Origin of the sequence: Cohaesibacter sp. CAU 1516 (assembly GCF_005771485.1) — a bacterium.
In the GTDB taxonomy this organism is placed as follows: Bacteria; Pseudomonadota; Alphaproteobacteria; order Rhizobiales; family Cohaesibacteraceae; genus Cohaesibacter; species Cohaesibacter intestini.
In genome coordinates this window covers 82,862-105,784 of record NZ_VANT01000008.1, presented here as the reverse complement: position 1 = coordinate 105,784, position 22,923 = coordinate 82,862, and the positions used below count along the sequence as shown (strand labels likewise).

The window sequence follows — 22,923 nt, the reverse complement described above, 5'->3', positions numbered from 1 at the left end:
AAGGCAATCAGGTGCGCCGAACCTCAATCCGCCGCACCTGTCGATCCATTATAGCATGGTCCGGTCAGACCGTCCCCTGTCAGGATGGGGTATATTCATTCAGTCGGGCAACATATCGGGCCATCATGTCGACTTCGAGATTGATCTGATCTCCGACCTGCTTTTCCGCCCAACTGGTATTTTCCAATGTGTGAGGAATGAGAAAGATGGTGAAGTCATCTCCCTCGACATCGTTAACGGTCAGCGAGGTGCCATCAAGAGCGACCGAGCCTTTGGCCGGAATGAAGCGCGCCAACTGATCCGGGGCGCGCAACTTGAAAAAGACGCTGTCGGGATGATCTTCGCGCTCGACGATCTGAGCGACGCCATCCACATGGCCAAGCACCAGATGCCCACCCAGCTCGTCTCCCATTTGCAGGGAGCGTTCCAGATTGAGCTTGCGCCCGACAGACCATTGACTAGCGTTGGTCAGATCGAGGGTTTCCTTGGCGGATTCGACCACGAAATAGTTACTGCCACCGTCCAGGGCACCACAGGCAATAACCGTATGACAAACGCCGGAACAAGCAATGGAAGCACCAATCTCGATGGTTTTGGGATCAAAACGGGTGGCAATCTTGACCCGCTGACCTGCGGGTATCTTTTGTTGTTCGATCACTTCGCCAACGTCGGTTACAATTCCGGTGAACATCTTTGCTTCCCTTTATTCCACTGGCGCCCAGTCAGAAGGGGCGCCATACAAGTCTGACAGGCTTTGAGGACGTATATAGACCTCCATCCGGTCCTTGCCCAGACTTTCCTGTCGTTCGCGATGCAATCCAGCCTGTTTCATCACTTGATCCGCTGAGGTTTTAAACGCGGGAATGCCGTCCGGGCCAACGCAGGATCCACTGCGATACAGGAAAAACTCATCAATCAGATCGACAGATATCAACGCAGCGGCCAGCGCAGCACCGCATTCGGCAAAAAGCGTGTTGATGCCCTCCCCGGCCAGCCTCCGCATCGCCGCATCCAGCGGAACATGACCGGACGGGCTTTCATCAAACAGGAACAACCGACAGCCAGCCTCCTCGAGCAACAGGGCCTTGTCGGCAGCAATGCGTCCTGTCGCCAATATCCAGACGGGGACATCGCGGGCGCTTTTGACCAACTGGCTATCGTGCGACAGGGTACCTGCACCATCCAGAATGATCCGGATTGGCGAGTGTTGCGTCAGGCCGGGGCTGCGCACGGTCAAGGCAGGATCATCGATGCGTACGGTTTGCGAGCCAATCAGAATCGCATCGGCTGTTGCACGTAGCGCATAGGTCTTGTTCTTCGCCAATTTGCCGGTAATCGGGTGGTTCGGCACATTGGGCATGCCGATTTTGCCGTCTTTGGACAGCGCCATTTTGGCTTGCAGCCAAGGCCGCCTGCGCACAGTGCGCGATAAGAATCCGGCCAGATCCCGGTGCGCGATGCTTTCCAGCAGACCGGTTTCGGTTTGAATGCCAACGGCCTCGAGCATGGCAAAGCCGCGCCCGCCGACACGTGGGTCGGGATCAGGATGCGCAGCAACGACGCGCGCAATGCCAGCTTCGATCAGGGCTTCGGCACAGGGGGGCGACTTGCCGTGGTGCGAACACGGCTCCAGCGTCACATAGGCAGTGGCCCCTCTTGCGGCAACACCCGCCTCTGCCAATGCGACGCGTTCGGCATGGGGACGTCCCCCGGTCTGGGTCCAACCGCGGCCAAGAATGGTGGTGCCATCGACATCCTGACGGGCAATCACGCAACCTACGGCGGGATTTTCGGCGGTATTGCCCTGCCCCCGGCGACCAAGCCGCAGGGCCAGTGCCATCAACTCTTCGTCGCTCAGTTGGCGTGTAAAGCGTTGCATGTCGTCCATGCCTCCCACTTTGCCTCGCTGTTCGAGCAACCCGGTTTGATGTCACGCTGCTCTAGCTGGCTGGTTCGCCGCCGTCTTTGACCTGATCTTCGGACAGCTCATCAAGCATATCCGAAAAATCCTTGGCTTCGCGGAAATTCTTGTAGACGGACGCGAACCGGATATAGGCGATCTCGTCAAGGCCTTTGAGCCCCTCCATCACCAGGGTCCCAATATGCTCGGCCTGGACTTCGGCGTCGCCGGCGCTTTCCAGCTGGCGCACAATGCCAGACACCATCCGCTCGACCTTCTCGTCTTCTACGGGGCGTTTGCGCAGGGAGACCTGTACGGAACGCATCAATTTGTCCCGATCAAACGGGACGCGGCGACCTGTGCGTTTGATCACCGACAATTCACGGAGCTGGACACGCTCAAACGTGGTAAAACGACCGCCGCAACCTGCGCAAACGCGGCGGCGGCGGATCGCGGTATTGTCTTCGGTGGGCCGGGAATCCTTGACTTGGGTATCATCAAATCCGCAATAGGGACATTTCATCGCTTGGCCTCACCTCAATTCTTGGCATGCCTCATAGTCAGGCATGCATGGGCGGGCTCAGGGAAGAGCCCTGCCCGCACCTTTTTTAGAGATCCGCATAAATCGGGAAGCGACTGGTCAGGGCGATGACCTTTTCCTTCACGGCTGATTCCACGGCTCCATTGCCTTCTTCGCCATTTGCGACCAGACCGTCAAGCACTTCGATGATCAATTGACCGATGAGCTTGAACTCTTCTGTGCCAAATCCGCGCGAGGTGCCCGCAGGCGTGCCAAGACGAATGCCGGAAGTGATCATCGGTTTTTCCGGATCAAACGGCACGCCATTCTTGTTGCAGGTGATGAAGGCACGACCGAGGGCCGCTTCGGCCACTTTACCGGTCAGCCCCTTTGGACGCAGATCAACCAGCAGCAGGTGGTTATCGGTGCCGCCCGATGCCAGCTCGACGCCACCAGCATAGAGGGTATCGGCCAGCGCCTGAGCATTGTCCTTGACTGCCTTTGCATAGACCTTGAACTCATCGGTCAAGGCTTCCCCGAAGGCCACAGCCTTGGCGGCAATCACATGCATCAGCGGACCACCCTGCAGGCCCGGAAAGACCGCGGAATTGACCTTTTTGGCGATATCCGCGTCGTTGGTCAGCACCAGACCACCACGAGGACCGCGCAGGGTCTTGTGGGTGGTGGAAGTGGCAATGTGCGCATGCGGGAATGGGCTTTGATGCAGGCCTGCGGCGACCAGACCGGCAAAGTGAGCCATATCGACCATCAGGTAAGCGCCGACGGAATCAGCGATCTCGCGGAAGCGTTTGAAATCGAATTCGCGGCTGTAGGCAGACCCACCTGCAATGATCATGGCGGGTTTATGCTCGTTTGCCAGCTCTTCCACCTGATCGAAATCGATGCGCCCGTCCTGCTTGCGCACGCCATACTGGATGGCGTTGAACCATTTACCGGACTGGTTCGGTTTGGCACCATGGGTCAGGTGACCACCAGCATCAAGGCTCATGCCGAGGATGGTGTCGCCCGGCTTGATCAGCGCCATGAAAGCCGCCTGGTTGGCCTGAGAGCCAGAATTGGGCTGAACGTTGGCAAATTCACAACCAAACAGCTTGGTGACCCGTTCAATGGCGAGATTTTCGGCCACGTCCACAAACTGGCACCCACCATAATAGCGACGGCCCGGATAGCCTTCGGCATATTTGTTGGTCATGATCGAGCCCTGCGCTTCGAGCACGGCCTTGGAAACGATATTCTCAGACGCGATCAGCTCGATTTCGTGCTGCTGACGACCAAGCTCGTCCTGAATTGCCTTGGCGATTTCCGGATCACCGGCGGCAAGATCGCGGGAGAAAAAGTCCGGGAAAATGACTCCCGCATTGTTATCATTGGCAGACATGAAACGTACCCCTTCGATTGGCGGAAGCAAGGATGGCGGTCAACACATGCCAGACCTGCTCGCGATTTTGAGTGCCTTTTGGTGTCCAAGGTGCCGAGGAAGCACAAGGGACTCAGCATTCCGTCTGATGCGCAAGACAAAAATGGAGGCTATTAGCTAGCACAAACAGCCTCGCAATGTCTGTCACAAATATCTCTATGAAACTTGATTTCATGATCACATATTGGCATCACTGTGGACACTTTTTGCGACTTCATGCTCGTCATATTTTGGGATTAGCACACTCGCTTCTCAAACCCAATAAGGATTTAGAGCGACAGTGGATGCAGAGGAGTGAATATTCCCCAAAAAGATGGTTTCAGGAATGGCCGAGTTGGCGCAAACGCATTTGCAGCTTTCGGACGGCCAGATTCTGCAGGTCATGCTGTGAAACGCTTGCCGGGCCGAAAACCGTCACCTCGACACCTGTGGTGGCATCGACCGCAACGGCTTTCACCTGCTGTCCGATCTGGAAGAATTCGATGTAGATTTCACCGGGTTTTGGCGCAACCATTGGCGATCCCTCAGCTTCAATCCTGTTGTCTCATCACAGTGGCTGGGAAGCCTGCAAGGTCGGCTCCATGGCGGACAGACCATCGCGGTTATAGATATCATCGCGGAAATGGATCATGCCGCCGTTGGTAGACCAAGCGGTGATGTATGTCATGTAGATCGGCACGCGACCACGCACGGAGACATCGACCCGCTCGCCGGCCCGGATCGCTTCATCAATTGCCAGCCGGTCCCAGCCCTGGGTATCCTTGAGAACCCATGTCACGAACTCGCGGACATTCTGCACGCGAACGCAGCCTGAAGAGTGGAAACGATAGCTCGACCCGAACAGCGTCTTGGACGGGGTGTCATGCAGATAGACCGCATGTTTGTTATGGAAGTTGATCTTGATCGACCCCATGGAGTTCTTGGCGCCCGGCTCCTGACGGAACTGATAGTTCAGAGCTTCATCGGTCGTCCAGTCCACTTGCGTGGCATCCAGCTCAACATTGTTTCTCAGATCGCGGATCTTGATCTTGTTGTCGGACAAATAGCTGGGATCCTTCTGCATCTTCGGAATCAGATCCTTGATGATGATGCTTTTGGGAACATGCCAGTAGGGATTGAAATTAATCTCGTGGATCTTGGAAGCCAAGACGGGTGTCTGACGGTCAATCTTGCCAACGACGCCGGTATGACGGGAATGGACATAGCCACCTTCGACGGTCTCGATCTCGGCGGCTGGGATATTGACCATTACATAGCGCTCACCGAGATAGCCGGACATGGAGCGCACGCGCACGAGATTGGTTTCCAACTGGCGCATGCGCACCTCTGCCGGCACATTCAAGGCTGCAAAGGTGTCCTTGCCAACAATGCCGTCCGGGGAAAAGCCATGACGGGACTGAAAGCGGCGCACGGCGGCATCGACGTAGGAGTCAAACACATCGCTCATGCCGACATTCTGTTGCAAATCACCGGACATCAACAGGCGACGGCGCAGAATGGCCACGGTTTGCGACCGCGCACCAATGCGCAAGGTCTGATCATCGGGCACCAGAGGCCAGCCACCCTGTTGAACAATGCCATAATAGGTCTGGATTGCCATCTGGATATTGTCGGCGGTGTTTTTTGAAAGAGTTGGCTCGGCGGTCCGTACCGCAGCGACGGTCTGGCCGGGCGTATCGAAACGATCCCCCCATTCGGCCGGTCGCTGCTTGAGCACTTCATCAATCGGATTGGTGCTTTGTGCCCAAACCGGAGTGGCTGTGAGCGAAGCGAGACCAGCAAGCATAGAGCCGCTCGTGGTCAAGAAGCTGCGCCGAGCGCTGTTCACGCCCGATGCCTTTGCGCACTCTGAGGAATAATTCGTCTTCTTCATCGCCTTCTTCACCAATTCTCACTCCATAGACGGTCTGTTTGCCACACAGCATCGGATTTGCAAAGTCATCTTGTGATGCCAAGCTGCTGGTGGTCCTGAATGACCGGATCAATGACCGCCGTGATGGGCGACCAGTCAGGCAGATCAAGCTATTATTGATTCTGCCACGTTCGACAACAACTTCACTGACGCGTGCCAGCATAATGTGGCAAATTCTGGATGAATGACAGATGAACCGCGCCAATCGCATCACTTCCCTTCACGTCGTTGTGAAAGGGCAACGGTTTACTGGGTCTGTTGGTTCCCCCTGTTGTCAATGAAAGGGGCATTATAACACAAAAAACCCCCGCAAGTGTCCTTGCGAGGGTTCGTGCATGTGGTCAGAACATGAACGCCGTCAAATTGTGTTCAAGTGTCGCAAACTTGAGCCCCACGGCCATGACGAGCCGTGACGACGTTCCAGATTTCTGCTGGACATGCCGCAGAATTAAAGACGGTAAAGAATCTGGTCGGTCCAGAAGCGTTCCAGACGCTGAAGCGATTTGTTCAGGACCATGAAGTCTTCGGACGACACGCCACCCAACTGCTCGATCGTGTTGATATGACGATCATACAGTTCGCTGACAATCTCCCGCACTTCCACGCCTTTGTCAGATAGGGAAATTCGCACGGAACGACGATCTACCTTGGAGCGCTCGTGGTTCACATAGCCCATATCGACCAGTTTCTTGAGATTGTAAGAAACGTTTGAGCCTTGATAATAGCCACGGGAACGCAATTCGCCTGCCGTCACTTCTGAATCGCCGATATTGAACAACAAAAGGGCCTGCACACTGTTCACATCAGTCCGACCACGGCGTTCAAATTCATCCTTGATCACGTCAAGGAGCCGGCGATGGAGGCGTTCTACCAACCGCAGAGCGTCCATATAAAGCGGCTTAACTTCCGCTTCACCTTCGGCTTGCTCGGCTGCATCCATTGCTTTTTGTGCTGTAATCATCCGTCTGAGCCTCGTTTTCTAGACTTTTTTCTTGGCGGTTTTTCCGCTTCTGAACCAAACGTAGCTATTTCGAAATAAAATCTGCTTAAACAACACCCTAAACAAAGGCTTAATACGCAGAAAGTCGGCCTTTTAACGGGCCGACTTCCAACTGTGGTAAATAAGTGGTTAGAGAAAAAGACTGAATACGCAGTTCGCCCAAGTCAAAGCTTTCGAGGCGTCACGATGACTGAATAAGCCGACCCCGACCAAGCGTGGCCGGGGTCTCGTTTGCATCCCCATGCGGTCGCTTTGGCGCGAAGGCATTAACCGCGCAGCATCTTGATGATGCCTGAGAAGTCCACCCCGTCATTCCCCTCTTCACAGAAGGCATTATAAAGGGCACTGGCTTGCGCCCCCAAAGGCGTGTTGGCGGCAACTGCATCCGACGCATCCTGCGCCAGCTTGAGATCCTTGAGCATCATGGCTGCGGCAAAGCCGGGCTGATAGTCGCGGTTGGCTGGCGATGATCCCACCGGTCCGGGCACTGGACAATAAGAGGTCAGCGACCAGCATTGTCCCGAAGCGGTGGAGGAAATGTCATAAAGCTTCTGATGATCAAGACCCAGCTTCTCGGCCAGAGCGAAGGCTTCGCAAACCGAAATCATCTGAATGCCAAGCATCATGTTGTTGCAGATTTTGGCTGCCTGTCCATTGCCTGCACCGCCTGCATGGATGATGGTCTTGCCCATAATGTCGAGAAACGGTTTGGCGGCTTCAAAGGCCTCGTCAGGTCCGCCGACCATGAAGGTCAGAGTGCCGGCCGTGGCTCCCCCTACCCCGCCGGAAACCGGGGCATCGACCATTTTCATGCCAGCCTTGGCAGCGGCCTCAGCCACAACGCGGGCGGATTCGACATCAATCGTCGAGCTATCGATCAGGGTCGCGCCGGACTTAACGGTCGACAAGATGCCATGTTCACCAGAATAGACGGTGCGCACATGTTTGCCGGCAGGCAGCATGGTCACAACCACATCTGCGTCTTTTACAGCTTCAGCGACGGAGACGGCAGCGGTGCCGCCTTGCTCCTTCAGCTTGGCAAGCGCCTCCTCGCTCAGGTCATAACCGCAAAGCTGATGACCGGCAGCCAACAGATTGGCCGCCATCGGCCCACCCATATTTCCCAGACCGATGAATGCAATATTCGCCATGGTTTCCTCCCCCAGCAATATCTTATGTGGTGTTGCGGGCCGGGTATCAGGTCCGGCCCACCTTTGTTTCAGGCCTCTTCTTGTGGTCTTAACGCCTTGAAGTAGATCCAGCCACAAGCCGCCGCCAACATCAACAAAGCGGTGAAGTGGCTGATCGAGATGATCGCCTGATAGGGCATGAATTTATCAATCATCACGATCGAGGCAGTCTGTGCGGTGGTGCTGAGCACCCACATGACCACGCCCCAGAAAGTCAGCTGCCAAACGCCAACCGAGGCGATCAGGAACGAACAGGCGAGCAGCACCCGCGCCCCGGCCTCCTGCCATGGCCCACGAACCAACCCGCTCTCTCCCAGAATTCCCAACATATCCACCCAGTAGAGTATGCCAGTTGCCATCAGGAACAGGCTGGCAATGCGTGCAATCGCGCTGAACCAGAAGGGTAGCTGTTCGCCCCAGATTTTGGGTGCCGGGTCTGTCAGTTTCAGTGTCATTGTGTCTCGAATTCAAGCTCCGGACCATCGAGAGGTTCGAAATGGGCCGCGATGAGGGATGGATTGACCGATTCAAGGTCTGCCGGATTCCACTTCGGCGCCCCATCTTTGTCAACAATCGTCGCACGGACACCCTCATAAAAATCCTCATCCTGAAGTATGCGATGAACAATGCGATATTCCAACCGCATGCAATCTTCAAAATCGAGCTTTGCACCGCGCATCACCTGCTCAAAGGCGACATGGACGGACGTTGGGGACTTGGAGCGGATCACTTTCAGTGTCGTCTGGGCGAATTCGGATGGATCGTCTTCAAGCGCGGCAACGATGTCGGACACGTTGGCGGCGGCAAAGGCCGTGTTGATGGTGGCCATCTCAGCGTCGGACAATTCCGATGGCACATTTTCAGCCAGATCAGCCAGCACCGCATCAACAGCCTCGCCCGCAGCAACACGCTCGATGATGGAAGCATGCTTTGACGCTGTCACCGCATGGGTGACCAGACCGAGATCAAGACAGGCTCCCTGTTTCAGGCGCGCGCCAGACATGGCGCAATAGGTGCCGGACTTGCCTTTCATGCGGGGCAACAGATAAGAACCGCCAACATCGGGGAAGAAGCCGATCCCAACCTCTGGCATGGCAAAGCGAATGCCTTCGCCCGCAACACGATATTGGCCATGGAGCGAAATGCCGACGCCACCGCCCATGACGATGCCATCGATCAGCGACAGATAGGGCTTGGGGTAGCGGAAGATTTTCTGATTGAGGCGGTATTCCGCATAGAAAAACTCGAAGGGCGGATTGCCTTTTCGCTCCCACATATGACGAATGTCGCCACCTGCGCAAAAGGCTTTTTCACTGGCAGAGGTCACGATGACAGCCTTGATGTTGTCATTCTCGCGCCAGGCATCAAGCTGGTCTGTCAGCTGGACAATCATGTCATGGGAAAGTGCGTTGAGCGCTTTAACGCGGTTGAGGGTTACAAGTCCGACAACACCGCGTTGCTCAAACAGAATATCATTCATTGCCCGATGGCCTCCAGATCATGATGAAGAGAGAGAGGAGAAAAGAGCGCGTCCGAAAACACGCCCCTCTTGGCCTATCAACTTGTCAGTCTTTCAGCAAGTCGCGGGAAATGATTAGGCGCATGACCTCGTTGGTCCCTTCGAGGATCTGATGGACCCGGACGTCACGGAAGAAACGCTCGATCGGATAGTCACGCAAATAGCCATAGCCCCCATGCAGCTGAAGCGCCTGATTGACTACGTTGAAGCCGATGTCGGTTGCCAGACGCTTGGCCATGGCAGCCTGTTTTGTGGCCTCTGGTTTTTTGGCGTCAACGGAAACAGCCGCGCGATGCAGCATCAAGCGGGCGCTTTCCAGCTCGGTTGCCATATCGGCAATGCGAAATTGCAGGGCCTGAAAATCGGCAATCGGGCGGCCAAACTGCTTGCGCTCTTTCATGTAGGTGATGGCACGATCGAGGCAGAATTGGGCCCCGCCCAGCGAGCAAGCGCCAATATTGAGGCGACCGCCATCAAGCCCGGACATGGCGATGGAAAAGCCCTGCCCTTCTGCGCCAATCAGATTGTCGACGGGCACGCGGCAATTCTCGAAAATGACTTCTGCGGTTGGCTGGCTCTTCCAGCCGAGCTTTTGTTCCTGCGCACCGAAGGACAGGCCGGGTGTGTCTTTTTCGACCGCAATGCAACTGATGCCCTTTGGTCCCTCTTCACCGGTGCGCACCATCACCAGATAGATATCTGCCGCGCCACCACCGGAGATGAAGGCCTTTGAGCCATTGAGCACATAATGGTCGCCGTCTTTTTCAGCCCTTGTGCGCAAGGACGCAGCGTCTGAGCCGGAATTTGGCTCGGTCAGACAGTAGGCCCCGAAGAGATCCATACTACACATGGAAGGCAGCCAGCGCTGGCGCTGGGCTTCATTGCCATAGGTGTCGATCATCCAGGCCGTCATATTGTGAATGGAGATATAGGCCGCTGTCGAGGTGCAGCCCTTTGACAATTCCTCAAAGATGATCGCCGCATCGAGACGGCTGAGCCCTGAGCCGCCGACATCATCGCGCACATAAATGCCACCAAAGCCCAAGGCAGCCGCCTCGCGCAACTTGTCGACCGGAAAAATGGATTTTTCATCCCATTCGGCCGCATGGGGTTCGAGCTCGTTTTGCGCGAAATCCGACGCCATTTGCTGAAATGCGAGTTGCTCTTCTGACAGTGCAAAGTCCATTGCGTTCCTCCCCGGCCCCTATCGGACCACGTATTGTTCCTTATGCTCTGTCACAGATGGTCCAACAGGTCAATGCAATTTCGCAAATTCCGGCCAACCATAAACCTTCTTACTAGATGTAATATATATCAAAATGTCCCCTCTAATATCGTTTACGTAAATGTCCATCAATAAGCATTACCAATTGGTCAGTTTTCTGCTGGCGGAAATATGATAAGCATGACAACAACAACCGGCATGGTCACCTGAGACCTAGACCAAGGTTGATTTGAGAAAAGACTGATCAACGGGACCGACCATCATGAGCAGATCCAGCAAGAGCAATGTGGACAATGCATCCGCACCGCATATCGATGTCAGCGCAATCACCGGCGGGCGCCGGATGCGACGCAACCGAAAGAGCGACTGGTCGCGTCGGCTGGTCCAGGAAAATGCTTTGACGGTGAATGATCTGATCTGGCCGATCTTCGTGGTGGATGGAGACAATGTCCGTCAGTCCGTCACATCGATGCCGGGCGTCGAACGGCTTTCGGTTGACAATGCAGTACGCGCAGCAGAGCGGGCTGCCAAGCTTGGCATTCCAGTCTTGGCGCTGTTCCCCTATACCGACCCGGATTTGCGCGATGACACCGGCTCTGAAGCCCTCAATGAAAACAACCTCACCTGCCGTGCGCTCAGGGCGATCAAGAAAGAGGTGCCCGAAATCGGTCTGATGACCGACATTGCGCTCGATCCCTATACCAGCCATGGCCATGACGGCCTTTTGCAAGACGGAGTGATCGTCAATGATGCGACCGTACAGCAATTGTGCGTACAGGCATTGGTGCAGGCAGATGCTGGCTCTGACATTATCGGCCCATCAGACATGATGGATGGCCGGATCGGTGCGATCCGCGAAAGCCTCGATGCCAACCATTATCAAGACGTACAGATCATGGCCTACACGGCCAAATATGCGTCCGCTTTCTATGGCCCGTTCCGCGAGGCGGTTGGTGCCAATGCAACACTGAAGGGCGATAAGAAAACCTATCAGATGGATCCATCCAATGGCAGCGAAGCCATGATGGAAGCTGAGCTCGACATTCAGGAAGGCGCTGACATGATCATGGTCAAGCCGGGCATGCCTTATCTGGACATTGTCCATCGGCTCAAGTCAGCCTTTTCCCTGCCGACCTTTGCCTATCAGGTGTCGGGCGAATATGCGATGATCTGTGCTGCTGGCCAGAATGGCTGGCTCGATCAGGACCGCGCAATGTGGGAAAGCCTGCTGGCCTTCAAACGCGCAGGCGCCGATGGCATTCTCACCTACTTCGCGCCACAAGTGGCCGAGGCCCTGGCCAAATAGTGTTTGAATTCTGTGTCTTAGGCCAAAATTTTATACATGTAGGTGGTCGAATCCAGACGGTCTGAATCCGTTGCTCGGGCAAAGTTCGGGATCCGGCCAGCAATCTTGTAATTGAGCATGATATAGAGCGGCTCGGCCTGATCGCCTGATCTTGTATCCAGAGTGATCAGGCTTTTTCGCAATGTGCGGGCTTCGCTTTCGAGCATTTCCATCAGCAAGGTGGCGATGCCGCGTTTGCGAAACTCCGGATGGACCAGCAATTTGGCAACCTCACAACGATGAGCCTGATTGGGGGGCATGGCGATTTGCAGCTGAACCGTGCCGACGATCTTGTCTTCGCTCCGGGCGATCATCAACAGGGTTGCTCCATCACGCACTGACGGGAAGACCTTGTCATGCCAGAAGGTGCGGGCATCCTCGGGGCCAAAAGGTTCGATAAAGCTGACACTTGCGCCTTTGTTGACACAGGCATGGAGAATCTCGGTCAGATCCGGCAAGGCCGCATCCAGATCGTTGCTGGTCAAACTTTCAATGCGCATGTCAGTCATAAACTCTCTCCCCATAGAGGGCATGTATCATTTTGGCTAGCTATTGCTGATACAGCTTTGATGATCGCACCTCAAGCACGAAGCGGTGGTTTGGGGGATCTTTTTGCGCCCATTGCCCACCCACAACATGCAGACATCCCCGACGAATGGCCAGTCTTCGGCCCGTAAGTGCTCAGAGCATTTGAAAGTGGGGGAGCAATAGGGCATTGTCGGCGGATCACTCCAACCCAGATAGAAAAGAAATCCATGTCTCAGTCCCTGTCTGATTTGCGTCCAAGCCTGTCTGATATCGAAAAAGCTGCCGAGAGCATCGCAACTGCCGTGCTTCGCACGCCAACGCTGCCTGCGCAGATTCTATCACAGATTTTCGGGGCCGAGATTTTCGTCAAATACGACAATATGCAGATCACCAATGCCTTCAAGGAACGCGGGGCGCTGAACAAGCTGCTGTCGCTAACCCAGGAACAAAAGGATGCTGGCGTGATTGCCATGTCTGCGGGCAACCATGCGCAGGCCGTGGCGCTTCATGCGACGCGTCTTGGCATTCCCTCGACCATCGTGATGCCTGAATTCACCCCCTTCGTGAAGGTGGCAGCAACCAAGGCTTATGGGGCCACGGTCATTCTGGAAGGCGAAACCGTTGCAGAGGCCGGGATTGCGGCGATGCGGATGGCCGAGGAGAGTGGCGCGACCTTTGTTCACCCCTATGACGACCCTTATGTGATCGCCGGTCAGGGCACGGTGGCGCTCGAGATGCTGGCCGATGTGCCAAACCTTGACTGTCTCGTTGTACCGATTGGCGGCGGCGGGCTGATTTCCGGCATGGCGACCGCTGCCAAGGCAATCAATGCGGATATCGAGATCATCGGTGTGGAGACCGAGCTTTATCCGACCATGTATAACGAGCTTAACAATCTGGAACTGCCGTGCGGTGGCCAGTCTCTGGCCGAAGGGATCGCGGTAAAAAAAGCTGGACGGCTGCCCGCCCTGATCGCGTCGGATCTGGTGTCAGACATCATTCTGGTGACCGAAGGCCAGATCGAACAGGCGATCAATGCCTATGCGACCCATCTGAAAACCATGGCGGAAGGCGCTGGAGCTGCTGGTCTGGCAGCCGTAATCGCCAAGCCTGAGCGCTTCAAAGGCAAGCGGGTTGGCCTTGTGCTGTGCGGTGGCAATATCGATCCGCGGCTTTTGTCCTCGATCATCGTGCGGCAGTTGGGGCGCAAGCAGCAGATTGTCGGCCTCAGGATCACCATTCCCGACCGTCCGGGCATTTTGGGTGAAATCTCCACGGTCATCGGCGATCTGGGCGGCAATGTTCTGGAAGTCGATCATCACCGCACCTTCCTCAATGTGCCGGTCAAGGGAGCATCAATCGACATTACGATTGAAACCCGGGACGCCGAACATGCGCGGGAGATCATCCGTGGCATTGAGGCCAAAGGCCATGCAGTGGCGCATTTGAACGCCCCTCAGGAATGAGCGAGCCGAAGCGCTTCCATGCCGGGCCTTTTCCACAGAGGCCCGCTGATTTTGATGCCCACAGTCCTTGTTATAAGCAATTAACTACTTATTTCCATTTTCGTGCGAATCTACTAGCATGACACACAGTCCTCCTGAACACGGTGTCATCGTTCCGCGAAGGTGAAGGTGAAGAGTTCAGGCTTGGTTTTCCTCCCGACCAGGTCTGATGGCCGAAAGGCCAAAATAAGAAAACCAGCTTTGCAAGACTGGCGCTTCGAAAATTTCGAAGCGCCACTTTTTTTTTGCAAATGCTGCGATCCGGCGTAAAACCTTCCAACGCGCAGATTTTCCCGCTGTTTCCTTGACAATCGTCTCCCGCATACAAATGTCTAGTATGTCGACCATGAAACCATCCGTTTCATCGGTGTTGACGAACCAACCGCATTTGAAAGGATTGTTTTCCAAATGAACCAAGCCGAAACGGCTCATGGCGACATGTCCGGCAGGACCAATGCCTTTAACCCGCAGTCCCATCCTGCGCTGTTTGACGGCGTTTTGTCGCGGCGCTTTCTGGCCTTTCTTTTTGATGCTGTGATGATCATTGCGTTAATGGCCGTGATGTCTGTCGTTATCTTTGTGATAGGCATATTGACCTTCAGCCTTGGCTGGGCGCTCTATGCGATCCTGTTTCCCTTGGTTGCCCTTCCCTATACCGCACTGACCCTTGGGGGCCATAAGGCCGCGACGCCAGGTATGCGCTTAATGGGGCTGGAGATGCGTCTGTGGTACGGGGCCAAGCCTTATGGCCTGTTGGCGATGATGCATGCAATTCTGTTTTGGGTGGGCAACACGATCCTGACCCCCTTCATCATTCTGGTGGGGCTTTTCTCTCGCCGCAGCCAGCTGTTGCATGACATGATTCTCGGCACCATGGTCATGGACAGAGACGCGCTTTGGGATCTGGAGCACAAGGTCGACCAATAGACCTCAGCCAACCCCTGAGTGAAACAAAGTGCCCGCCCAGATGCGGGCATTTGTTTTTTGAGGGCCGGAATGCGGGAATTGCTTCGCCTTTCCAACATGTTGGCTTCTTTGTCTATTGAACCAGAGCAAGGCATACTCTATCCATCAAGGTTGCGGACTGACCATCCCCTGACCATATTTTTGCCTTGGCGGGGCCGGTTGGCTGGACTATGTTGAATTGCCTTTTCAATGACCTCAAGGATATGCCGCTTGTTTCACCTCACTGTCGAAATACAGATGTGGCTGACCTTCGCGGTCATCGCCGTCACGATTGTCTCCTACAGTCTGGAGGAAATCGCAATCGAGATCACGGCGCTTGGCTCCCTGTTGGCCCTGATGCTGATCTTTGTTGGCCTGCCAACGGCCGATGGCGCGGAGAGTCTGGTCACGCTGGAAGAGTTGCTGTCTGGCTTTGCCAATCCGGCGCTGATGACGGTGCTCGCCTTGCTGATCATCGGTCAGGCCCTGTTTCAGACCGATGCACTGGATGTCCCGGCACAAATGATCACCAAGATGGCGAAGAAATATCGCTTCATGGCCTTCATCGGTGTCTATGTGGCGGTGTCCTTCATCAGCGCTTTCATCAACAACACACCCGTTGTGGTGATGTTTCTGCCGATCATGACCGTGGTTGCGTCCAACCTGCGCCTGTCCGCCTCAAAAGTTCTGATGCCCTTGTCATTCGTCTCCATTCTTGGCGGCATGACCACAATCATCGGCTCCTCGACCAACCTCCTGGTCGCCGAAGCCGCCCGCAAGAGCGGCGCCCTTGATCTGCAATTCTTCGACTTCACCATTGTCGGCCTGCTGGTTACCAGCCCCGGTGCCTTTTATGCCATGATGATTCTGCCGCGCATTCTGAAAAGGCGCGAGACAATGACCGATCAGATGAGCCAGACCACCGGCAAACAATTCATCGCCCAGATTCCCATTTCGCACGGAGACCGACTGGTCGGTCACAAGGCGGTGGCAGGCATGTTCCCGGCCCTCAAAGACATGACGGTTCGCCTCGTCCAGCGCGGTGAGACACCATATTTGCCTCCCTTTGACAATGTGACCCTACAGGTCGGAGACACGGTGGTGGTGGCCGCCACGCGACAGGCTCTGACCAGCGCGCTGAAGGGCGGACATAATGTGGCGACCGAAGGGGCAGAAGAGGATAGCGGCAATCAGGCCTACAAATCCGACTTCACTCTTGCTGAAGTCATTGTTCCCCCGGCCTCTCGCATGACCGGTCAGACGATTGAGCAGTCCGGGATGCGGTCAAAAACCAATTGTATTGCCATGGGTGTTCAGCGACGCTCGCGCATGCCGCGCATGGCAATGAGTGACATGCGTCTCGAAGCAGGCGATGTGCTGCTGGTTGGCGGTCCACGCGATGATGTGGAAGCCCTGCGGCTCAACAAGGACTTGCTGCTGATCGAGTTGTCGACCACTGAAGTGCCGCAGCGTCGCTATGCGCATCGTGCCTTGATGATCTTCGTGCTGACAGCCCTTGTCGCGTCCAGTGGTCTGATGCCCATTGCGACAGCAGCCCTTGGCGGCGCGTTTCTGATGATCATCGGCAAATGCCTCAATCTGCGACAGGCGGTGCGTGCCCTCGACAGTCGCATCTTCATGCTGGTTGGGGCTTCATTGGCAAGCGCCATGGCGCTGCAGGAAACAGGCGGAGCGCAATATGTGGCCAATGCCGTTGTTGACGCGATGAAGGGTCAACCTGCACCGGTGCTTTTGTCCGGTCTGTTCCTGCTGATTGCGGTTTTGACGAATATCTTGTCAAACAATGCAACCGCCGTGCTGTTTGCACCGATTGCGATTGCCATTGCCAATCAGACCGGCTTGCCGGTCGAGCCGTTCATTGTTTGCGTGATCTTTGCAGCCAACTGCTCCTTTGCCACACCGATCGGCTACCAGACCAACCTGCTTGTCATGGGTCCGGGTCACTATCGCTTCGCCGACTTCTTGATAGGTGGCGTCCCCCTGATGTTGATCATCTGGCTCAGTTTTAGCGTCATTGCACCGTGGTATTACGGATTTCAATGACCAAAAAGCCTTAGTCCGTAAGGACTTTTCAAGTTCGGGCAAACGTGGTTTGATAGTGTTCGACCATGTTTCCGAAAGACATCCATGACACGGCATCTGATTGACCAGCCACAGTTTTATCTGACCGCCCCACAAGCCTGCCCTTATCTTGAGGGCGAGCATGAACGCAAGATATTTACCTATCTGGTGGGACAGGATGCGCCGCATCTCAATGACCTCTTGAGCGTTGGCGGTTTTCGGCGCAGTCAAACCATTGCCTATCGCCCGGCCTGTGAGGGATGTCAGGCGTGCCTGTCTGTGCGTGTGGTGGTGCCGCAGTTTCGCTTTTCCCGCAATCAGACCCGCGTCCTCAAGCGCAATGCAGACCTGATCGGGATTATCAAGCCGGCAGAAGCAACGTCTGAGCAATATGCCCTGTTCCAGCGCTATCTCCAGTCACGCCACGGGGATGGCGGCATGGTGGAAATGGCCATGCAGGATTATGCGGCGATGGTGGAAGAAACCCATATCGACACGTTCCTGATCGAATATCGGCTACGCGATGCTGACAGCGGCATCACAGGGACCTCCAAAGGCGATCTGATCGGTGTGGCCCTCACCGACCGGCTGAATGATGCCACCTCGATGGTCTATAGCTTCTTCCGGCCGGATCTCGACCATCGCAGCCTTGGCACTTTCTTCATTCTCGACCATATACGCCGAGCGATGGCAGAGGGTCTCAGTCATGTCTATCTGGGATACTGGGTCAAGAATTCGCAGAAGATGGCCTACAAGACCCGTTTCAAACCGCTCGAATTTCTGGGCAATGATGGCTGGGAACTTCTGGATTGAGGCGATTAGCGCTTTGGCATCTCACTTTGGCCATGATAAGCCTTTCTTGCTTTCCTGAAGGCTCGCATGGGCCGTTGCGATATGCGCTCTGCGCGTGACTTACCACAAGGCCCTTTTCATTGATGATTTCCCGCTTCCGCGCCCTGCTTGACTGTCTGATTTTTGCAGGGCTTGTTCTTGCAGCTCTGCTGACCCTGTCCGGTCTTTTGGGGGCTTATGTGCCTGCCCTCGACCTGATCAACCACTTCCAGCTGCCATTGTTCCTGAGCGGCTCCCTCGCCTTTGCGATGACTTTCGTCTGGCCGTATCGTCTGCCGCGTCTCAAGCGCCCTGCGCAGGTCATTATTCTTGCCGCATTGCTGGCATCAAGTGGCTTGATTGGCACGGAAGCCGTCAAGCGGCTGATGGGGGCGGAGCAAAGCCCTGAAGTGCTGGCGGCGAGCAACAAACGGGTGCTTAAATATCTCAGCTTCAACATCTATCTTGGCACATGGGATGGCATTGGCCTTGCTGAAACCGTGCGTCGCTACGACCCGGACATTGCGACGCTGCAGGAATATGCGCCCAAGCGGTTTCGCCGCCAGCCGGACCTCAAGCGCGACTATCCCTATCAGGCACGCTGCGGCTATTGGCGGCGCTGTACGCTGGCGATCCTGTCCAAGCATCCGATGGATGAAATCAAGCGGTTCGACCTTGGACCGGAGGTCACCCGCAATCCGATGCATGGCAAGATGTTGGCCGCGACGGTGCGCGTTAAAGGCTCCGCGCCGATCCGCATCTATAATGTCCATCTGGCCTGGCCGTTGCCTGTCGCCCAGCAGAGGCGGCAAATGGAGGAAATCGCCGCGATCATCAAGCGCGAGCGCAAGCGCTATCCGCAGCAGGTGCTAAGCGGGGACTTCAATTCCACTGGCTGGGCCTTCGGCATTGATCGGCTGGCAGCCAATGCGGGGATGAACCGACAGAGTCATTTCGTGCCAACTTTCCCCTCACCCAATTCGCGGCTCAAGGGATTCTTGCAGCTCCCCGCCTTTCTCAGTCTGGACCATATTATGGTCAGCGCCCCGCTTTCAAGCGGCCCTGTGGTGCGGGTAGCGACAGAAATTGGCGATCATTGGCCGATTTTGACTGATCTTTATGTCCCGATACAATAAAGCCGCCTTGCAACCCTTTCGGTTTCAAGACGGCTTTTGATTTCGAACAGCAGATAGGTTCTAGTTGCTGAACTTGTTGCTGCGCGGGAAGCCATTTGGCGGCATCCGTCCGGCTTGGGCCCGATCACCGCGCCATTCTGCCAGATCATCTAGCGAGCGCTGGAAGGTACGTCCGGAGCTGTCGTTCCAGCTCAGCCCTTCCTCGCCAACAAAGACTTTGACATCAGAGATGCCGCCATCCTTGTAGCGCTGGAGCATGACGCCACGACCGCGGTTCATCTCTGGCAATTGCTCGATCGGGAAGACCAGAAGCTTGCGGTTTTGACCGATGACCGCCACATGGTCACCAACCGCTTCAACGCAGATCTTGGCTTCACCCGGTGCAGTGACATTGAGCACCTGCTTGCCTTTTCTGGTGTTGGCGATCAGAGCGTCCTCGCTGGTGACAAAGCCACGACCGTCAGTCGCCGCCAACAGCAATTTGCGCGTTGGCTTATGGACAAAGAGATGCACCACATCAATGCCCGGCTCCATGTCCACCATCACGCGGATCGGTTCCCCATGGCCACGACCACCGGGCAACTTGTCCGCCTGCAAGGTGTAGAAGCGCCCGTCGGTCGCCATGATCAGCACCTTGTCTGTGGTCTCCGCATGCACGGCAAATTTCAGCTTGTCGCCATCCTTGAAGTTGAGGCTCGCATAATCGGCAATATGGCCACGCAGGGCCCGGATCCAGCCTTTTTCCGACAGAACCACGGTGACCGGCTCACGCTCGACCATGGCGAGATTGATATCCTCGATATCACGCTCTGCGGCCTCACCAAAGCTGGTGCGACGGCGACCAAGCTCGGTGTCGGGACCAAAGATCTTGTAGACCTCACGGATTTGCTGGGCGATCCGCTTCCATTGCAATTCTTCAGACCCGAGCATCTCGATCAGCGCTGCACGTTCCTTGCTGAGCGTGTCATGCTCGGTGCGGATTTCTATTTCCTCAAGCTTGCGCAAGGAGCGCAAGCGCATGTTGAGGATCGCATCAGCCTGCACTTCGGTGAGGTTGAAGGTCTTCATCAACTCGGCCTTCGGCTCATCCTCAAAGCGGATGATGCGGATGACTTCGTCGAGATTGAGATAGGCGATCAAATAGCCGTCGAGCACTTCGAGCCGATGCTCGATCTTGTTCAAGCGATAACTAGAGCGCCGCTGCAAAACCACCCGGCGATGGTCCAGCCATTGGCGCAGAACATCCCGCAAGCTCAGGACGCGCGGCACACCGGCATTATTGAGCACATTCATGTTGAGCTGGATTCGGCTTTCCAGATCGGTGAGCTTGAACAAAGCCTCCATCAAAAGATCCGGATCCACGGTGCGGTTCTTCGGCTCGAGCACGACGCGGATATCTTCCGCAGATTCATCGCGCACATCGACCAGAAGCGGCAACCTGCGATTCTGGATTAAATCGGCGATCCGCTCGATCAGGCGGGACTTTTGCACCTGATAGGGAATTTCCGTGACAACAATCTGATAGGCGCCACGGGGCAGCTCTTCCTTCTCCCACTTGGCACGGACACGGAAACCGCCACGACCGGTGCGGTAGGCCTCAAGGATCTGCTCCTTGGGTTCCACCAGCACGCCCCCCGTTGGGAAATCGGGACCGGGCAGCAGTTCGAGCAGCTTGTCGTCGGTGCAATTGGGATATTTGATCATGTGAAGCGCAGCTTCACACAATTCCGAGGCATTGTGGGGCGGGATAGCGGTTGCCATGCCGACGGCAATGCCGTTGGAGCCATTGGCCAACAGATTGGGGAAGTTGGCAGGCAGGACAATCGGTTCCTTGTCCTCGCCATCATAGGTTTCGCGAAAATCGACGGCGTCCTCATCGATGCCTTCAAGCATCAGACGCGCAACCTCAGTCATTCGGGTTTCGGTGTAACGCATCGCAGCGGCACTGTCGCCATCGATGTTGCCGAAGTTGCCCTGACCATCCACCATCGGGTAGCGCGAGGCGAAGTCCTGTGCCAGACGAACGAGCGCGTCATAGACGGCCTGATCACCGTGGGGGTGGTATTTACCGATCACGTCACCGACCACGCGGGCAGATTTCTTGAAGCTCGCAGAGGGGTCCATTTTCAGCTGCCGCATGGCATAGAGAATGCGTCGATGCACAGGTTTCAACCCGTCTCGCACATCTGGCAAGGCACGCTGCGTGATCGTTGACAAGGCATAGGCCAGATACCGCTCTTCAAGCGCTTCGCGCAGGTTGATCGTTTCCAGCTCGCCGGACTGTATGATTTCGTTTCCCATGAGGTGATACCTATAGAATCAGCGCGATTCGTGCAATCTCTGCGCCGCAGGAAGCTGTTAGTCTTCCAAGGTGAGATCGCGGCGCAGCGCGTCGATAAAGCTGGAGCGCAAACCGGGTGCGCTTTTCTCTGCCGGACCGTATATGTGCTTTTCTAAAAAGAAGCCGCTCAACTGGAAGCCTTGAGCAATTTCCTCAAAGGCAAGGCGGTTGGATGCGGCCTCCCCGCGCAAAAATGCCGGCAAGGGCAGCATACGGTCGTGATAGGGGGCTCCTGCCTCCCGGCTAACCGCCCTGCCCGACTTGGGCGAGACATAGATGAGATCCTCCCGCCCCCCGGTCGCAGCACATGCATCGAGGGACAGACCATAGCCAAGCTCGCTTAGCAAGGCCAGTTCGAAGCGGACCATCAATTCGCCCGCCACGTCGCCTTCCCTGAACTCATCAACGATCACCTCAAGTGCCTGAAAGAGATAGGGATGCGGGTCACGCTCTGGCAGCAGGCGGGTGAGATCGGCAATGAACTGGATGCCATAGGTGCCCATCGGTCTGGCCATCAGGGCGGCAGCGCGTGAGGTGGTCAGTTCAATCGAGAATTGGCCGACATGACTTTCCAACCGGGCGCGCCATGTAACCGAGAGGCTGTTGCCCGGCTGAAGCACAGGCTGCTGGCGCTTGGAACGGCCGCCACGTACCAGCCCCAGATGCCGACCGTGAGTGCGCGTCATCACTTCCAGCAAAACCGAGGTCTCACCATGCCTGCGCGTTCCCAAAATGATTGCCTCATCACTCCATTCCATCAGGCGACTTTGGGCTGATTTGAGGCAAAAGGGAAGAGAGATCAGACCGTTTCAAAGCGGCTTTCCAAACCAATCGGCCGCTTCAATCATTTTCCCTGAAGGCTTTGCGATCCTGAACGGTCATCGGAATTTCCGGCTCGACATCAAGATCGAAAAAGGTCATGCGGGGCATTTTGTCCGCGAGATCAGGGTTGCTATTCAGCAGAGCCTTGAAAGGCTTGTGACTGAAATATTTCAGCAACTCAAGCTGAAAGAAAGTGAGATAACCGGTCTGGGCCAGCTCCCTCTGTTTCTGCCAAGCCGTGATGGCTGCGCGAGACCCTGCCCCCAGTTTGCCATCAATCCCCTTGGGATCAAAACCGAGAGCCAGCAACCGACCCTGAATTTCAGTTGCCAAACCGTCAGTCATGAATTCCGCCTCAAGGGCGGGCGTGCCGTGGGTTGGATCCTGGGCCGGATCGGGTTGTTGCGCCGTGGCAGTTGCGAGCATCCAGAATGTTGCAAAACAGATAACGAGAATGCGTTGCAAGTAAGATAACACCAAACGGGCCATTGCTCCCTCCTTCATCTTTTGCATCCAAATGGGTAAATGAAAAACCCTGCCTCAGCTTAGACGCTGGGCAGGGTTTGGCAATTCTCTATTTCAGCACTGCGTGTTTGTGCTTAGCTTTCGGTGTTTCTGCGAAAACATCTGTCGCTGATAGCACAGTGTCTGGGGCACCACGGTGCGCGTTTGGCGAAGGCTCTC

At 55.7% G+C, this 22,923-nt stretch carries 22 protein-coding genes; 6 read left to right on the top strand and 16 right to left on the bottom strand.

Features of this window, described 5'->3' with window-relative positions; translation table 11 throughout:
• Nucleotides 1-79 precede the first annotated feature (79 nt).
• From FDK21_RS17800 to FDK21_RS17750, 11 genes are all read right to left on the bottom strand, one after another.
• Nucleotides 80-691 carry a riboflavin synthase gene (locus FDK21_RS17800; protein WP_138150308.1) on the bottom strand — a complete coding sequence of 204 codons (612 nt, stop codon included), beginning with the start codon at nt 689-691 and terminating at the stop codon, nt 80-82.
• 12 nt (nt 692-703) lie between these two features.
• On the bottom strand, nt 704-1,879 hold the full coding sequence (ribD, locus tag FDK21_RS17795; protein WP_171022142.1) for a bifunctional diaminohydroxyphosphoribosylaminopyrimidine deaminase/5-amino-6-(5-phosphoribosylamino)uracil reductase RibD: 1,176 nt from the start codon (nt 1,877-1,879) through the stop codon (nt 704-706).
• A 61-nt stretch (nt 1,880-1,940) separates the two neighbouring features.
• The gene (gene nrdR / locus FDK21_RS17790) at nt 1,941-2,423 is read right to left on the bottom strand and encodes a transcriptional regulator NrdR (protein WP_138150306.1); all 483 of its coding nucleotides are present in this window, start codon (nt 2,421-2,423) and stop codon (nt 1,941-1,943) included.
• 85 nt (nt 2,424-2,508) lie between these two features.
• The gene (gene glyA, locus FDK21_RS17785) at nt 2,509-3,819 is read right to left on the bottom strand and encodes a serine hydroxymethyltransferase (protein ID WP_138150305.1); all 1,311 of its coding nucleotides are present in this window, start codon (nt 3,817-3,819) and stop codon (nt 2,509-2,511) included.
• A 358-nt stretch (nt 3,820-4,177) separates the two neighbouring features.
• The gene (locus FDK21_RS17780; RefSeq protein WP_114010347.1) at nt 4,178-4,372 is read right to left on the bottom strand and encodes a serine hydroxymethyltransferase; all 195 of its coding nucleotides are present in this window, start codon (nt 4,370-4,372) and stop codon (nt 4,178-4,180) included.
• A 33-nt stretch (nt 4,373-4,405) separates the two neighbouring features.
• Nucleotides 4,406-5,644, bottom strand: coding sequence for a L,D-transpeptidase family protein (locus FDK21_RS17775; RefSeq protein WP_171022141.1), 1,239 nt, complete (start codon nt 5,642-5,644; stop codon nt 4,406-4,408).
• A gap of 574 nt (nt 5,645-6,218) precedes the next feature.
• Nucleotides 6,219-6,731, bottom strand: coding sequence for a winged helix DNA-binding protein (locus FDK21_RS17770; RefSeq protein ID WP_114010345.1), 513 nt, complete (start codon nt 6,729-6,731; stop codon nt 6,219-6,221).
• A gap of 305 nt (nt 6,732-7,036) precedes the next feature.
• The gene (mmsB, locus tag FDK21_RS17765; protein WP_246657616.1) at nt 7,037-7,993 is read right to left on the bottom strand and encodes a 3-hydroxyisobutyrate dehydrogenase; all 957 of its coding nucleotides are present in this window, start codon (nt 7,991-7,993) and stop codon (nt 7,037-7,039) included.
• On the bottom strand, nt 7,990-8,415 hold the full coding sequence (locus FDK21_RS17760) for a hypothetical protein (protein WP_114010344.1): 426 nt from the start codon (nt 8,413-8,415) through the stop codon (nt 7,990-7,992). Before FDK21_RS17760 ends, mmsB begins: the two co-directional genes overlap by 4 nt.
• Nucleotides 8,412-9,440, bottom strand: a complete 1,029-nt coding sequence (locus FDK21_RS17755) for an enoyl-CoA hydratase/isomerase family protein (protein WP_138150304.1) — start codon at nt 9,438-9,440, stop codon at nt 8,412-8,414. Before FDK21_RS17755 ends, FDK21_RS17760 begins: the two co-directional genes overlap by 4 nt.
• Before the next feature lie 85 nt (nt 9,441-9,525).
• Entirely contained in the window at nt 9,526-10,665 is a 1,140-nt protein-coding gene (locus FDK21_RS17750) for an isobutyryl-CoA dehydrogenase (RefSeq protein WP_114010342.1), read from the bottom strand.
• A 382-nt stretch (nt 10,666-11,047) separates the two neighbouring features.
• On the opposite strand from FDK21_RS17750, the gene hemB reads away from it, so the two are divergent.
• Nucleotides 11,048-12,010 (top strand): porphobilinogen synthase, encoded by a 963-nt coding sequence (gene hemB / locus FDK21_RS17745; protein ID WP_246657615.1) that lies wholly within the window; start codon nt 11,048-11,050, stop codon nt 12,008-12,010.
• 17 nt (nt 12,011-12,027) lie between these two features.
• On the opposite strand, the gene FDK21_RS17740 is transcribed toward hemB, so the two are convergent.
• Nucleotides 12,028-12,558, bottom strand: a complete 531-nt coding sequence (locus FDK21_RS17740) for a GNAT family N-acetyltransferase (RefSeq protein WP_138150302.1) — start codon at nt 12,556-12,558, stop codon at nt 12,028-12,030.
• Between the two features lie 246 nt (nt 12,559-12,804).
• Here FDK21_RS17740 and FDK21_RS17735 point away from each other — a divergent pair, with 246 nt between their 5' ends.
• The gene (locus tag FDK21_RS17735) at nt 12,805-14,043 is read left to right on the top strand and encodes a threonine ammonia-lyase (RefSeq protein WP_138150301.1); all 1,239 of its coding nucleotides are present in this window, start codon (nt 12,805-12,807) and stop codon (nt 14,041-14,043) included.
• A 177-nt stretch (nt 14,044-14,220) separates the two neighbouring features.
• On the opposite strand, the gene FDK21_RS17730 is transcribed toward FDK21_RS17735, so the two are convergent.
• Nucleotides 14,221-14,514 carry a hypothetical protein gene (locus FDK21_RS17730; RefSeq protein WP_138150300.1) on the bottom strand — a complete coding sequence of 98 codons (294 nt, stop codon included), beginning with the start codon at nt 14,512-14,514 and terminating at the stop codon, nt 14,221-14,223.
• Between FDK21_RS17730 and FDK21_RS17725 the strand changes: the two genes are divergently transcribed.
• From FDK21_RS17725 to FDK21_RS17710, 4 genes are all read left to right on the top strand, one after another.
• Nucleotides 14,491-15,009: an RDD family protein gene (locus FDK21_RS17725; protein WP_114010338.1), complete on the top strand. Its 519-nt coding sequence runs from the start codon at nt 14,491-14,493 to the stop codon at nt 15,007-15,009. The genes FDK21_RS17730 and FDK21_RS17725 overlap by 24 nt on opposite strands.
• Nucleotides 15,010-15,258: 249 nt before the next feature.
• On the top strand, nt 15,259-17,091 hold the full coding sequence (locus FDK21_RS17720; protein WP_342635052.1) for an SLC13 family permease: 1,833 nt from the start codon (nt 15,259-15,261) through the stop codon (nt 17,089-17,091).
• 84 nt (nt 17,092-17,175) lie between these two features.
• Entirely contained in the window at nt 17,176-17,922 is a 747-nt protein-coding gene (locus FDK21_RS17715) for an arginyltransferase (protein ID WP_138150299.1), read from the top strand.
• A 122-nt stretch (nt 17,923-18,044) separates the two neighbouring features.
• Nucleotides 18,045-19,076 (top strand): endonuclease/exonuclease/phosphatase family protein, encoded by a 1,032-nt coding sequence (locus tag FDK21_RS17710; protein ID WP_138150298.1) that lies wholly within the window; start codon nt 18,045-18,047, stop codon nt 19,074-19,076.
• 60 nt (nt 19,077-19,136) lie between these two features.
• Here the strand turns inward: FDK21_RS17710 and parC are convergent, their stop codons facing one another.
• The 3 genes from parC to FDK21_RS17695 all read right to left on the bottom strand — a co-directional run bounded on the left by parC (nt 19,137) and on the right by FDK21_RS17695 (nt 22,728).
• Nucleotides 19,137-21,377: a DNA topoisomerase IV subunit A gene (gene parC, locus FDK21_RS17705; RefSeq protein WP_138150297.1), complete on the bottom strand. Its 2,241-nt coding sequence runs from the start codon at nt 21,375-21,377 to the stop codon at nt 19,137-19,139.
• Nucleotides 21,378-21,434: 57 nt separating this feature from the next.
• Nucleotides 21,435-22,175, bottom strand: coding sequence for a DNA repair protein RecO (recO, locus tag FDK21_RS17700; RefSeq protein WP_138150296.1), 741 nt, complete (start codon nt 22,173-22,175; stop codon nt 21,435-21,437).
• Between the two features lie 82 nt (nt 22,176-22,257).
• Nucleotides 22,258-22,728: a peptidoglycan-binding protein gene (locus tag FDK21_RS17695; protein WP_210238833.1), complete on the bottom strand. Its 471-nt coding sequence runs from the start codon at nt 22,726-22,728 to the stop codon at nt 22,258-22,260.
• Nucleotides 22,729-22,923: the final 195 nt, after the last annotated feature.